This window comes from Mycobacterium sp. NGS15 (assembly GCF_059813245.1).
In genome coordinates this window covers 209,438-222,533 of sequence record NZ_JCALEF010000004.1, presented here as the reverse complement: position 1 = coordinate 222,533, position 13,096 = coordinate 209,438, and the positions used below count along the sequence as shown (strand labels likewise).

The following is a 13,096-nucleotide window of genomic DNA, read 5'->3' as shown; positions in this document are numbered from 1 at the left end:
GCCAACAAGGACCGACAATTTTTCCGGCGGGCGGGAGCGAAGCGACTTTGGGGATCTTTCCGGCGGGCGGGAGCGAAGCGACTTTGGGGATCTAATCGGCGCCCATGAGATCGACTACAGCCTTCGGGATGTTCGGCACCCGGCGCACGGCGTCGATCATGGCGTGCGCGGAGGTATCGGCGAGCCAGTCGACATCGAGGTCCGGGTTGATGGCCCGTTGGCGAGCCAGCTCCTGGTTGAACGTCAGCCACGCCCGGATGACCACCCGCAGGATGGTGACCAGATCCGGCGTCAATTCATCGCCGGCGACATGTTCGACGACGGCCATGATGCGGTCGGTCTGCTTGTCGTATTCCTGCTGTTCGATGGCCGCCACGGTGGGATCGGCCGAGTCGATCATGCGGAAGACGGTCACCGGCGCGTAAGGATGCTCTTCCTGGTAGTGCAGGTAGACCAGAAGGGTGCGCCGCAGACGCTCGAAACCGGTGAGCGTCGGGTCCATGTCCAGTGAGATCGTGGCGTCGTAAAGCCTGTCGTACTCGGCCTGCATCACCGCGGTGTAGAACGAGCGCTTGTCGGGAAAGTAGCGGTACAACAGTGCCCGTGAAACGCCGGCCTGCTCAGCTACCTCATCCATGCGGACGTCGTCATAGTGACGTTCGCCAAATAGTTGAGTTCCAAACTCGAGGAGCTCGGCGCGCCGATCTTCGGGGGTCAGCCGACGGCGAGGCGATGAGCCGCTCGGGCGAACTGCATCGGAGTCGTCGGTCATCCAGCAGATTTTACTAGGCGGCAGGTTCTCACTGGCGCGATCGGTGAGCACTCGCCAAGTTCAGCCGGGTTGGGTCGGATCTGCGATTACGGGAGGTGCCGCCGGCCTAACTACACTGCGTCGGTGGCTAAGCACATCGACCCCGAGGACATGGCCATCTTTGGGCGTGTTCTGGACCAGGCCGCCGAGCTTGCGCCCGATCATCCCGATTCGATTGCTGTGCAACGCGGGGTCGCGAAACTCTTCAAGATCCTCAAGAGACAGCGCCGTCGCCAGGCGCGCCAGGCGGAGCTGGATGCCGACCGCGCGGTAATCGGCGCGACCGCCACAGGTTCGGCGGATCGGATCGACGACGAGACGGCCGGGCTGCCGCTGCGTGGCGGTGACGCCGTGGGGACGTTGCGGCGTCCGCAGCATTGCTACATCTGCAAGGTCAGATATACCGAGATCGATGCCTTCCACCATCAACTGTGCCCGGATTGCGCGCCCGCCAACAGGTCACGGCGCGATCAGCGCACCGACCTGACCGGGCGGCGGGCGGTGCTGACTGGTGGCCGCGCCAAGATCGGGATGTACATCGCCTTGATGTTGTTGCGAGACGGGGCCAGCCTCACCATTACCACCCGGTTCCCGCGGGATGCGGCCCGCAGATTCGCGCAGCTGCCCGATGCGGCCGGCTGGCTTGACCGGCTGAGCATCGTGGGTATCGATCTGCGCGACCCAGCGCAGGTGGCGCGTTTCGCCGATGAAGTTGCCGCACAGGGCCCGTTGGACATCCTGATCAACAATGCCGCCCAGACGGTCCGGCGCAGCCCGGGCTCGTACACCTCCTTGGTCGATGCCGAACAGGCGCCGCTCAGTGGCGCCGCCGCGCGTGTCCCGATTACGGCGATGGGTGATTCCAGTGAGTTGCACCCGCACACCTTGGCGCTCGGAGAGGGCTCCGAGGCCGCCGCGCACTCGCTGGTCTCGTTGGCCTTGACCGCCGGCTCGGCCACGCCGGACCGGGTCGCCGACGGCACGGCTGTCGATGCCGGTGGGCTGCTACCCGATCTCGTCGACACCAACAGCTGGGTGCAGACGGTCGATCAGATTGACCCGCTGGAACTGCTCGAGGTCCAACTGTGTAACAGCGTGGCGCCGTTCATTCTGTTATCGCGGCTTCGGCCGGCGCTGCGTGCCTCGACCGCCAAGCGCAAGTATGTGGTGAACGTATCCGCGATGGAGGGCAATTTCTCGCGTGGCTACAAGGGCCCTGGGCATCCGCACACGAACATGGCCAAGGCCGCGTTGAACATGCTGACCAGGACGAGTGCGGGTGAACTCTTTTCTGAAGGCATCCTGATGACCGCCGTCGATACCGGCTGGATCACCGATGAGCGTCCACACAGCAGCAAGATGCGTTTGGCAGAAGAGGGATTTCGGGCGCCGCTGGATCTCGTGGACGGCGCCGCCCGGGTGTACGACCCCATTGTTCAGGGTGAGCGCGGCGTCGATCTGTATGGCTGCTTCCTCAAGGACTTCCAGCCCCACCCCTGGTAGCGCACCGTGGCGGCCACCAGGGGCCGAACCGACTAGCCGAAGTGAACGCCCTGGGCCAATGGCAGTTCCGTGGAGTAATTGACGGTGTTTGTGGCGCGTCGCATGTACGCCTTCCACGAGTCGGAGCCCGACTCGCGGCCGCCGCCGGTCTCCTTCTCTCCACCGAACGCTCCGCCGATCTCGGCGCCCGAGGTACCGATGTTGACGTTCGCGATGCCGCAGTCGGATCCGTCCGCGGCCAGAAAGCGCTCCGCCTCGCGCATGTCCAGGGTGAAGATCGCCGAGGAAAGACCCTGAGGCACTGCGTTGTTCAGTGCGATCGCCTCGTCAAGGGTGTCGTAGCCCAGCACGTAGAGAATCGGGGCAAAGGTCTCCCGGTGCACAACGTCGCCTTGTTCGGGCATCCGCACGACGGCGGGGGTGACGTAGTAGGCACCATCGCCCAGCTTCCGGCGTTCACCGCCGAGGACGGTCCCGCCTTGTGCGCGCGCGGCTTCCAGGGCGTCCTGCATATCGCGGAACGATTTCTCGTTGATCAGTGGGCCGATCAAGGTGTGCTCGTCGAAGGGGTCGCCCACCGGCAGCTGGCCGTAGGCGTTGACGATGCGTTCCACCAGCGCATCGGCGACAGAGTGGTGAACGATCAACCGCCGCAAGGTGGTACAGCGCTGACCGGCGGTGCCCGCGGCAGAGAACACGATGCCGCGCACCGCCAGGTCCAGGTCTGCCGAGGGGGTCACAATCGCCGCGTTGTTTCCGCCCAGCTCGAGTAGTGATCTGCCGAAGCGCGCGGCCACCCGTGGGCCGATCTGCTGGCCCATCCGCACCGATCCGGTCGCACTCACCAACGCGACGCGTGGATCGTCGACGAGTTGTTCGCCGACCTCACGGCCGCCCTGGATCAGTCGGCTGACTTCCGGCGGCGCCCCCACGTCGGCGGCTGCTCGGTCCAGAAGTGCCTGGCAGGCAACGGCAGTCAGCGGCGTCAGCTCGGACGGCTTCCACACCACGGTGTCACCGCAGACCAGGGCGATCGCGGTGTTCCACGACCACACGGCGACCGGAAAGTTGAACGCCGATATGACCCCGACGACCCCGAGGGGATGCCAGGACTCCATCAGACGATGCCCCGCGCGTTCGGACGCCATCGTCTTGCCATAGAGCTGACGGGACAGCCCGACCGCGAATTGGCAGATGTCGATCATCTCCTGCACCTCGCCGAGGGCCTCTGAGACGATCTTTCCGGCCTCGATGGTTACCAGCTCGGCCAGGTCCTTCTTGTGTTCCGTCAGCAGCTCGCCGAGGCGGGCCACTAATGCGCCGCGGACGGGGGCGGGGGTGCTGCGCCATTGCGAAAAGGCCTGGGCAGCTTCGGTGATGGCGTTGTCGACTTCCTCCGTGGAGCTCGCCGCGAGCGTGAAAAGCGTGTCCCCGGTAATGGGGGTGCGGACCGCAACGCCGCCATGCTCACGCGATTCCGTGCTCAGTTCTACGTCGGCGCCGATCCAGCGCAGTGCGTTCTGGGCCCGTGCGCGCAACTCCTCGGCGGACGGCAGCACCTCGGGGGATGAGGCAGGCAGGGTGGTGGTCATCGGTCGGCTCCTATCGTGAGGTCAGATTGTGCTGCGATGGCGGCGTAGAGCGTGTAGGGATCGTGAATGTCCCGGCCGATGGCGCCGGACATCCATTCCTTCGAATAGTCGGCGGTGCAATGATCGGCGCCGTCCCCGTAGGAACCGTCGTCATCAAGATTGGATCGGAAGATCCCGGCGGCCGAGCGCGGCAGGAAGTCCTCGTACACGATGGCGCTGCGCACGATCTCACCTTCGGGGCCGCTGTCTGTACGGAAGTACGCGAGTTCCTGCTCGGCCAAGCCGGCTTCGGTATCGGGAAAGTGATCGGCCCATATGGACGCGGCCCGTTCGGGATCTGCGTGCGTGGCATCGATGGCGGCCATGGCCTGGTCGTAGCGGGTACGCCCGGCCGGGGTCAGGGCTATGCCTCTGGCCTCCACTTCGCCGAACCGGACCCGCAGCGTATCGCCGGCCACGGAACCGTCACTCATACGGAAACGACGCGGCTCGGCCAGCGCCCGGAATGAGGTCTGCCGCAGGAGAACGTCCGGCCCGTGCCACCGGGGTGGTCCCTGAATCGCGTCGATCATGGTGATACCCCGTGCCGTCATTCGCCGGTACAGGTCGTCGATATCGAGCACGCGCGGCGTCAGATGGTTGATATGCGTGCCGTCCACGCCGGCGATATCGGCGGCGACGGGCGAGACCGCCGAAAGTTCGTCGTACCAAGCACGGTCGATCGGGGTGCTGGACAACGCGAAGGATTTAACGGCCTCGCGAATGAAGTCCTGGGCTTGTGCCGCGGTGGCTCCTCCCGCAGCGCTGATCATGCGCGCGTGTGCCAGCAGCGCGGGATCGAATAGCTCTCGCTGCTCGACGAAGTTCTCCACACGGGTGCGCAGGCCCGGGTCGAAGAACCGGCGGTCGGCGGTCGCCAGCATTGAGGTGAACACGCGGAAGGGGTTGAGTGCCAACTCTTTTTCGTCGATCGGCCGGAACGCCGTGGAGACCACGGGCACCGGCGACGCGGCGTCACGCAGGTCGTAGAAGTCGACGGGATACATCCCGAACGCCTCGAACAGGTCGGCAACGGCGGCAAGTTCCCGCGGGCTGCCCACGCGGATCGCACCATGGCGTTCTGCGGTCACGCGCTCGACCGATCCGAGCCGTTCTGCATCTGGATGTGTTGCGGCGTAAGTCTGATTCACGTCGGTGCTGACATCGACCAACGTGTTGTATGCGGGAACCTCTGTCCCATACATCCTGGAGAGTGCCGCCGCGAAACCCGCTCGCAGTTCCCAACGGGGGATGAGTGTCGTCATCGTATTCGTCTCAGAGTTGAGGTGATTGGCCTGCGCAAGTCCGTTCCTTGTCGTCCCTGGTCGCGGTACTCTGCCCCGGTGACTGCGGATTCCGAGAGAGCACCCGAGCGTCCGCTCGACGACGTCGATCGAATTCTGGTGCGCGAGTTGGCTCGCGATGGCCGGGCGACGCTCGCGCATTTGGCGGCCAAGGCCGGGTTGTCGATCTCGGCGGTGCAAACCCGCGTGCGACGGCTGGAATCTCGCGGTGTGCTCACCGGATACGCGGCGCGGGTCAACCCCGAGTCGGTGGGCCAAATGCTATCGGCGTTCGTGGCAATCACCCCTCTCGATCCTTCGCAACCCGATGATGCTCCGGCACGGCTTGAGTGCATTGACGCCATCGAGTCGTGCTACTCGGTGGCGGGTGAGGAAAGTTACGTCCTCCTGGTGCGGGTGCCCTCGCCGCGTGCGCTCGAAGAGCTGCTGCAGCTCATCCGCACCACAGCCAACGTCCGCACGCGAAGCACCATCATCTTACAAACTTTTTACGATGGCCGCCAGCTTGTACCGTAAATATTCTTGTCTTGATGTAGAGAAGTCGTAAATACTGCGTTATTGTGGGCGCATGACCGCACTAATGTTTCCGGGGGCCCACGCTGGTTCCACGACCGATGACGAGGTAGCGCGTCCGGACTCGGTAACACCGGACCGGGTGCATGAGGTGCTGCGGCGCAGCATCCTGGCCGACGGAATGGACCTGGTACTGGACCTGGAGCGTTCGCGTGGGGCGTACCTGGTGGATGCGCGCGACGGGACCACCTATCTCGACATGTTTACGTTCTTCGCCTCATCGGCGCTGGGTATGAATCACCCGATGCTCGCCGAGGACGGTGAGTTCCGCGCGGAATTGACCCGGGCCGCCATCAACAAGCCGAGTAACTCCGATGTCTACACCGTCGAGATGGCCCGGTTCGTCGACACATTCGCGCGCGTGCTCGGTGATCCGGCGCTTCCGCACCTGTTCTTCGTCGACGGCGGCGCGCTGGCGGTCGAGAACGCGCTGAAGGTCGCCTTCGACTGGAAGAGCCGCTGGAACGAGGCGCGGGGATTGAATCCGCCCGGCTCAACAGAACTGGGTACCAAAGTATTACACCTGCGGGAGGCCTTCCACGGTCGCAGCGGGTACACCATGTCGCTGACGAATACCGACCCCAACAAGGTGGCGCGGTTCCCCAAGTTCGATTGGCCGCGAATCGACGCCCCGTACCTGCGCCCCGATGCTGATATCGAGGAACTGGAGGCCGCGGCGCTGAATCAGGCACGTCGCGCGTTCGCCGAAAATCCGCACGACATTGCGTGTTTCATCGCCGAGCCTATTCAGGGGGAGGGTGGAGATCACCACTTCCGTCCGGAGTTCTTCCATGCAATGCGCGCGCTGTGCCACGAGAATGACGCCCTGTTCGTCTTCGACGAGGTACAGACCGGGTGTGGACTTACCGGAACCGCCTGGGCCTTCCAGCAGCTGGGCGTAACCCCCGACATCGTCGCCTTTGGCAAGAAGACGCAGGTATGCGGGGTCATGGCCGGTGGTCGAGTCGATGAGGTGGCCGACAACGTCTTCGCCGTCAGCTCGCGTATCAACTCCACCTGGGGCGGAAACCTGGTCGATATGGTGCGCTCCCGCCGCATCCTGGAAGTGATTGAGTCGCAGCGGCTTTTCGGCAACGCGGCGCGGATGGGCGAATACCTGCTCGACCGCCTGCAGACCCTCGCGATGCGGCACGGTGAGATCGGCGATGTCCGGGGCCGCGGGCTGATGTGTGCGTTCAGTCTGCCGAGCTCCGAGGCGCGCGATCGCCTGGTGCAGCGCCTATGGGACCAGGAGCGCGTGATCTTGCTGCCCAGCGGCAAGAACAGCGTGCGGTTCCGTCCACCGCTGATTGTCAGCGCCGAGGAGATCGACGCCGCAGTGGCTGCGGTATCGCGGGTGCTGTCTCACCAGGCGTAGGGGGAGTGCTCCCGCGCTGTCCGCAGCGCCGAGCCCCACCACGCCAGCTCGTCGAGCATTGTCTTGGCGGCGGTTTCGGCATCGCGGCTATCGACCAATCGGCCGGCGTCGTCGAACTGGCTCCACACACCATGGAAACTCACCACGTCCCGGGTGGTCACGGCGTGCAACTCTGCGAACACCAGCCGCAGTTGCTCGATCGCGCGCAGTCCGCCCGACATGCCGCCGTATGACGTGAATCCGACCGGCTTGGCCTGCCATTCGCTGTGATGCCAGTCGATCAGGTTCTTCAGCGGAGCGGGGAAGCTGTGGTTGTACTCCGGAGTGACCACGAGGAAGGCGTCGGCGATACGCAGCCGCGCCGTCACCTTGGCCAGCTGGGTGGTGCCTTCAGACCCCTCTCTCCGGGAAAGGTGTAGGGGCAGTGGGTAATCCGCGAGGTCGATGTAGCCGGCCTGGAACGACGGATGATGGCGGGCCTTTTCTGTGATCCAATTCGCCACGGTGGGGCCGAACCGACCGTCACGCGTACTGGCGCAGATCACGGCGAGGCGCAGCGGGATGGTTGACGTGTTCACCCGCCCATCGTCGTACCTAAAGTGCACTCGAGGTCAAGTGGATTCTTTCCGTCACGCGAGCATTGCGTCGGCGAAGCGCCGCACCGCCGCGACGGCTTCCTGCTCGGCGCCCGATGAGCCGGGATAGTCGGTGCGTGCCCGCGACTCAACGGTTCCGGTGGCGGGGTCGAGCCGCACCTCGGCGACCATCTCGGCGGTGGTGGGTTCGCAGACGGCCCAGCTATAGAGGCGATCGGAGTCCCAGTCGGCCGCGCGTGCGTTCACGTACTCGGGATCATCGACACCGAGTGACGTCAATGCCGGACGGTCGTCCAGGCGTTCGTCGGCACGCATGGCACGCAAGTACCACGCACCCGCGTTGATTTCGATGGCTTCCATGACTCTAGAGATGCGTCGAGCGTGAAACCATGGCGGCAATTCGGTGAGAATCCCGCCAGGGCTTCACGCTCGACGACAAAAGTCCTACTTGATCTCCGCGATGACGGTGCCCTGGGTAATGGCGGCACCGGCCTCGACGCTCAGCCCGCTGATGGTGCCGGCCTTGTGCGCGGTGACGGGGTTTTCCATCTTCATGGCTTCCAGCACCACGATCAGCTCGCCGGCCTCGACCTCCTGGCCCTCTTCGACGGCGACCTTCACGACGGTGCCCTGCATCGGAGCCGTCACCGAGTCGCCGGTGGCGCCGCCGCCGCCATGGCCGCCACGCTTGCGGGCCTTGGGCTTCTTGCGGATGACACCGTTCGCAGCGCCACCGCCTCCACCACCGAGTGAGATGTCACCGGGCAGCGACACCTCGAGACGACGGCCGCCAACCTCCACGACCAGCTTCTGACGGGGCAGAGCCTCGTCCGCTTCGTCCTCGGCGGCGTCGGCCGTGAACGGCTCGACGGTGTTATCCCACTCGGTCTCGATCCAGCGGGTGTGCACGGTGAAGCCGTCCTCGTTGCCGATGAAGGCGGGATCGGCGACCACTGCGCGGTGGAACGGGATGACGGTGGCCAGACCCTCGACGTTGAACTCGGCCAGGGCGCGACGCGAGCGTGCCAGCGCCTCATTGCGGTCGCGGCCGGTAACGATCAGTTTGGCCAGCATCGAGTCGAACTGTCCGCCGATCACCGAGCCGGCCTGCACGCCTGAGTCCAGGCGCACGCCGGGGCCGGTGGGTGTGTCGTAGACCTTGACCGGGCCGGGAGCCGGCAGGAAGTTGCGGCCGGCGTCCTCGCCGTTGATGCGGAACTCGATCGAGTGGCCGCGCGGGGCGGGGTCCTCGGTGAACTCGAGGGTCTCGCCGTTGGCGATCTTGAACTGCTCGAGCACCAGGTCGACGCCGGCGGTCTCCTCGGTGACCGGGTGTTCCACCTGCAGGCGGGTGTTGACCTCGAGGAAGGAGATCAGGCCGTCCTGGCCCACCAGGTATTCAACGGTACCGGCACCGTAGTAACCGGCCTCCTTGCAGATGCGCTTGGCGGACTCGTGGATCTCCTTGCGCTGCGCGTCGGTAAGGAACGGCGCGGGCGCCTCTTCGACCAGCTTCTGGAAGCGGCGCTGCAGCGAGCAGTCGCGGGTACCGGCGACGATGACGTTGCCGTGCTGGTCGGCGATGACCTGGGCCTCAACGTGGCGGGGCTTGTCCAGGTAGCGCTCCACGAAGCACTCACCACGGCCGAAGGCGGCAACGGCCTCACGGGTGGCGGACTCGAACAGCTCGGGTACCTCTTCAAGGGTGCGGGCCACCTTCATGCCGCGGCCACCGCCACCGAATGCTGCCTTGATGGCGATCGGCAGACCGTGTTCCTTGGCGAAGGCGACGACCTCGTCGGCGTCCTTCACAGGGTCCGCGGTGCCGGGGACCAGCGGGGCTTGCGCGCGGGCCGCGATGTGTCGGGCGGTCACCTTGTCGCCGAGGTCGCGGATGGACTGTGGGCTGGGCCCGATCCAGATCAGCCCTGCGTCGATGACGGCCTGGGCGAAGTCGGCGTTCTCGGAGAGGAAGCCGTAACCGGGGTGGATGGCATTGGCGCCGGACTTCTCGGCGGCTTCCAGGATCTTGCCGAAGTCCAGGTAGGACTCGGCGGCGGTGTTACCGCCGATTGCGAAGGCCTCGTCGGCCAGGTGAACGTGGGGTGCGTCGGCGTCGGGTTCGGCGTAGATCGCGACGCTGCCCAGTCCAGCATCCTTCGCAGCGCGGATAACCCGAACCGCAATCTCACCGCGGTTGGCGACGAGTACCTTGCTGATCTTCGAGCTGGCGTGATTGGGCACCTGGCCTCCTGGTTTTAGTGCTTTCTTAGAGTCTCGGCAGTGAGTTTATGCATCCGTGGCATCAAACACACATCCGGGATGGGGTGTGCCGCCCCAGTTTTTACCTACTGACGAGTAGGTTTAGGACAGTCGCCGTTTGATGCGTGCCAGCATCGCTGACATTCCCCGCAGTCGCAGTGGGCTGATCAGCGCTGCCAATCCCAGATCTGCGTAGAAATCGTCGGGGACCGCCAGGATTGCGTCCGCGGACTGGCCGTCCAGGCCCTGATGCAGGATCGAGGCGAAGCCCCGGGTCGTTGGGGCCTCGGCCGGCGCGCTGAAGTACAGCCGTACGTCGCCGCGGTCACTGGCGTCGACGTCGAGGAACAGCGGTGACTGGCATTCCGGCACCGGCTCCATCGCTGCCTGCTCTAAATGTGCTGGCAATTCAGGCAATTCGGCCGAGAACTCCAGTAGCAATCGCAGCTTGTCCTGCCCGTCGACGGCCTTGAAATCGGCGACGATCTCGGCGAGTTCGGTGGGGAGGCTCATGCTGCAGGGGGCGCGCCCGGTTTGTCGCCCTTGACGATCGGAGTACGGACCCGGTTGCCCCACTCGGTCCACGATCCGTCGTAATTGCGAACGCCTTCGACGCCCAGTAGGTAGGTGAGGACAAACCATGTGTGGCTGGAACGCTCGCCGATGCGGCAGTAGGCGACGATGTCCCCGTCGGCGGCAATGACATCGCCATAGATGTCGTCGAGTTCGCCGCGGCGCCGGAACCTGCTGTCGTCCGCGGCGGCCTTGGCCCAGGGGATCGAGACGGCGGTGGGGATATGCCCGCCGCGCAGTGCGCCCTCTTCCGGGTAATCAGGCATGTGGGTGCGTTCGCCGGTGTATTCAGCGGGGGACCGCACATCGACCAGCGGTCCGTGTCCGAGGTGGGCCAGTACGTCGTCGGCGTAGGCACGGATGGGGGCATCATTGCGGTCCACCACGGGATAGCCCTCGGTGTGCTTCGCCGGAACATCGAGTGTGGTGTCGCGTCCCTCGGAGATCCACAGGTCTCGCCCGCCGTCGAGGAGCCGGACGTCGGGGTGGCCGAACAGCGTGAACACCCAGAGCGCATAGGCGGCCCACCAGTTGGACTTGTCGCCGTAGATGACAACTGTGTCCTCGCGGCGGATCCCCTTGCGGTTCATGAGTTCTGCGAACTGCGCGCCGTCGATGTAGTCGCGGACCGTGCTGTCGTTCAGGTCGACGTGCCAGTCGATCTTTACCGCGCCCGGGACGTGCCCGATGTCGTAGAGCAGAACGTCCTCGTCGGACTCCACGATGGACAGTCCAGGGGTGCCTAAGTGCCCGGAAAGCCAGTCGGGGGAGACGAGGCGTTCGGGGTGGGCGTAGGCGGCGAATTCAGGTGCGGGGTCGGCCGGGAGGGTCACGCTTTGAGCCTAGTCGCGTTCGAGGGCGGTCGGCTCATCGAGTTGTATGCCGAGTTCGGATCCGCGGTGCGTTGCTGGTCGCGGTGCGAGAATTCGCCAATGCCGGACTGGACATACCACCCCCTGAACCCGATCGCGTCGTCCGTTCTCGGCGATCGCAGGACACGGATCTGGGCGATGAAGGTACTGGCGGCGGTGGTGACGCGCGCCGGAGGCCGGCGCTGGATTCCCTGGGTGTTCGACCATCCGCCGGTTCCGCCGCAGTGGCAGGGCCGGTTCGGCGCGACGGTTCCGCCCTCGATCGCGCGAGAGGCCGTCGCGGTGTTGCCGGTACAGGGAGCCGGTGTCGTCGAGATCGGACCGGTGGGCATCGCCGACGTGGAGACGGTGCGGCGCGCGGCCGCCGATCGCAGATGCCGGGTTATCGCGCTCGCCGCTACCACCGAGGTGGCCGATGCTGTGACGCCCTTCGTTGACGCGGTGTTCTTACCCGAGGATGCCCGGACGGTGCGACTGACCGAACCCTCGGTGGACGCCGCGGTGCGCGCGCTGACGGATCCGCTGGCGACGGTGCTCGCCACACCGGCGGTCTTGATCGCCGCCGGGCCGGGCTGGTTCAGCCGGGTGATCGAGGCCGCCACGCCGACTTTGCCACCAAAGACGTTGCGCGATATCGGGTTCGATCCGCGCGGATGGCCGGGGTGGATATGGGGTGCACTAGTTGGGCTCGGTCTGATTGTCGCGGGTATCGGGGCGGCCGCCATTGCGTTGGGGCCGGTGCTGCTGTGGTACGACCGCGACTACCTCGGACTTTCGGTCGGTGGTCTGCGCGGCGTGAACCATCATCTGGTCGGGTTTCTGCAACATGACCGGCTCACCATGGCGGGCAATATGATTGGTATCGGTGTTCTGTATCTGGGGCGGGATCAGGGAAGGGCACCGCTGGGCCCGTAACGCGCTGTTGATTTCCGGGTTGGTCGCGTTCCTGACGTACTTCTATTTCCTGGTGACGGGTTTTCTCGAGCCACTGCACACGCTCGTCGTCGTGGGGTTGTTCCCCCTGTTGCTGCTCGCCGTGTGGCGTGCGCCCGTGGCCCGGCATTGGCCGCCCATCGTGGAGGGGCCCGAATCGGAGCGGCGCCGCGCGCTGTGGGGACAGCTGCTCATGATCGGTGTGGGCGGCGGGCTATTCGTTGCCGGAGCGGTGATTTCGACTGTCGGGCTGACATCGGTTTTCGTCCCCACCGATCTCGATTTCCTTGGCACCAGCTCTGCGGCGCTGCATGCCGCCAATCAGCACCTGCCATCCTTCATCGCGCATGACCGTGCGGGTTTCGGTGGAGCGTTGATGGGTGCCGGGCTGGCAGTGTTCCTGATCAGCCTGTGGGGCTGGCGCCGCGGCGAGCGCTGGGTGTGGTGGTCATTGCTGATCGGATGTGCGTTTGGCACCGTGCCGGTCCTGGCCATTCATTTCGCTATCGGGTACACACATTTCGAGCATCTGCTGCCGGTGTACGTATTGGTCGTCGTGGTGGTAATCGCCCTTGCGCTGTCGAAGGCATACCTCACGGCGCGGCGCGATCAATCGCCGCGTATCAGCCGGTAACTGGTGACGGCATCGCCGCGTCCGTC

At 65.2% G+C, this 13,096-nt stretch carries 11 protein-coding genes and 1 pseudogene; 4 read left to right on the top strand and 8 right to left on the bottom strand.

The features are described 5' to 3' along the window. Positions 1 to 91 precede the first annotated feature (91 nt). A complete protein-coding gene (locus AC5Y5C_RS12170) occupies positions 92 to 772 on the bottom strand; it encodes a TetR/AcrR family transcriptional regulator (protein WP_499972386.1) in 681 nt (226 codons plus the stop codon). Between the two features lie 150 nt (positions 773 to 922). Here AC5Y5C_RS12170 and AC5Y5C_RS12165 point away from each other — a divergent pair, with 150 nt between their 5' ends. After that, complete coding sequence (locus AC5Y5C_RS12165; protein WP_499973161.1) at positions 923 to 2,314, top strand: SDR family NAD(P)-dependent oxidoreductase; 1,392 nt, start codon at positions 923 to 925, stop codon at positions 2,312 to 2,314. A gap of 32 nt (positions 2,315 to 2,346) precedes the next feature. Here AC5Y5C_RS12165 and amaB read toward each other — a convergent pair whose 3' ends face one another. Further along, entirely contained in the window at positions 2,347 to 3,906 is a 1,560-nt protein-coding gene (gene amaB, locus AC5Y5C_RS12160; RefSeq protein WP_499972384.1) for an L-piperidine-6-carboxylate dehydrogenase, read from the bottom strand. Next, positions 3,903 to 5,210 carry a 2-oxoadipate dioxygenase/decarboxylase gene (gene hglS, locus AC5Y5C_RS12155; RefSeq protein ID WP_499972381.1) on the bottom strand — a complete coding sequence of 436 codons (1,308 nt, stop codon included), beginning with the start codon at positions 5,208 to 5,210 and terminating at the stop codon, positions 3,903 to 3,905. Before hglS ends, amaB begins: the two co-directional genes overlap by 4 nt. A 78-nt stretch (positions 5,211 to 5,288) precedes the next feature. Here hglS and AC5Y5C_RS12150 point away from each other — a divergent pair, with 78 nt between their 5' ends. Together AC5Y5C_RS12150 and lat are read left to right on the top strand one after the other, a co-directional pair. After that, positions 5,289 to 5,765: an Lrp/AsnC family transcriptional regulator gene (locus AC5Y5C_RS12150; protein WP_499972378.1), complete on the top strand. Its 477-nt coding sequence runs from the start codon at positions 5,289 to 5,291 to the stop codon at positions 5,763 to 5,765. Positions 5,766 to 5,829: 64 nt separating this feature from the next. Further along, positions 5,830 to 7,200, top strand: coding sequence for an L-lysine 6-transaminase (lat, locus tag AC5Y5C_RS12145; RefSeq protein WP_499973159.1), 1,371 nt, complete (start codon positions 5,830 to 5,832; stop codon positions 7,198 to 7,200). Here lat and AC5Y5C_RS12140 read toward each other — a convergent pair. The 5 genes from AC5Y5C_RS12140 to AC5Y5C_RS12120 form a co-directional block, all read right to left on the bottom strand. Continuing rightward, positions 7,188 to 7,778, bottom strand: a complete 591-nt coding sequence (locus AC5Y5C_RS12140) for an NADPH-dependent FMN reductase (protein WP_499972376.1) — start codon at positions 7,776 to 7,778, stop codon at positions 7,188 to 7,190. The two genes, lat and AC5Y5C_RS12140, sit on opposite strands and share 13 nt — an antisense overlap. 51 nt (positions 7,779 to 7,829) lie before the next feature. Next, positions 7,830 to 8,156 (bottom strand): hypothetical protein, encoded by a 327-nt coding sequence (locus AC5Y5C_RS12135; RefSeq protein ID WP_499972372.1) that lies wholly within the window; start codon positions 8,154 to 8,156, stop codon positions 7,830 to 7,832. An 84-nt stretch (positions 8,157 to 8,240) separates the two neighbouring features. Beyond that, positions 8,241 to 10,040, bottom strand: coding sequence for an acetyl/propionyl/methylcrotonyl-CoA carboxylase subunit alpha (locus AC5Y5C_RS12130; protein ID WP_499972368.1), 1,800 nt, complete (start codon positions 10,038 to 10,040; stop codon positions 8,241 to 8,243). Positions 10,041 to 10,160: 120 nt separating this feature from the next. Continuing rightward, a complete protein-coding gene (locus AC5Y5C_RS12125) occupies positions 10,161 to 10,571 on the bottom strand; it encodes a SufE family protein (RefSeq protein WP_499972367.1) in 411 nt (136 codons plus the stop codon). Then, positions 10,568 to 11,464, bottom strand: coding sequence for a sulfurtransferase (locus tag AC5Y5C_RS12120; RefSeq protein ID WP_499972366.1), 897 nt, complete (start codon positions 11,462 to 11,464; stop codon positions 10,568 to 10,570). Before AC5Y5C_RS12120 ends, AC5Y5C_RS12125 begins: the two co-directional genes overlap by 4 nt. Positions 11,465 to 11,563: 99 nt before the next feature. Here AC5Y5C_RS12120 and AC5Y5C_RS12115 point away from each other — a divergent pair. Then, positions 11,564 to 13,070 (top strand): annotated as a pseudogene (locus tag AC5Y5C_RS12115) (hypothetical protein). The last annotated feature ends 26 nt before the right edge of the window (positions 13,071 to 13,096 follow it).

Excerpts from the sequence above, each read along its gene's own strand:
- AC5Y5C_RS12170 (WP_499972386.1), bottom strand. The coding sequence starts at position 772 with ATGACCGACGACTCCGATGCAGTTCGCCCGAGCGGCTCATCGCCTCGC.
- AC5Y5C_RS12165 (WP_499973161.1), top strand. The coding sequence starts at position 923 with ATGGCCATCTTTGGGCGTGTTCTGGACCAGGCCGCCGAGCTTGCGCCC.
- amaB (WP_499972384.1), bottom strand. The coding sequence starts at position 3,906 with ATGACCACCACCCTGCCTGCCTCATCCCCCGAGGTGCTGCCGTCCGCC.
- hglS (WP_499972381.1), bottom strand. The coding sequence starts at position 5,210 with ATGACGACACTCATCCCCCGTTGGGAACTGCGAGCGGGTTTCGCGGCG.
- lat (WP_499973159.1), top strand. The coding sequence starts at position 5,830 with ATGTTTCCGGGGGCCCACGCTGGTTCCACGACCGATGACGAGGTAGCG.
- AC5Y5C_RS12135 (WP_499972372.1), bottom strand. The coding sequence starts at position 8,156 with ATGGAAGCCATCGAAATCAACGCGGGTGCGTGGTACTTGCGTGCCATG.
- AC5Y5C_RS12125 (WP_499972367.1), bottom strand. The coding sequence starts at position 10,571 with ATGAGCCTCCCCACCGAACTCGCCGAGATCGTCGCCGATTTCAAGGCC.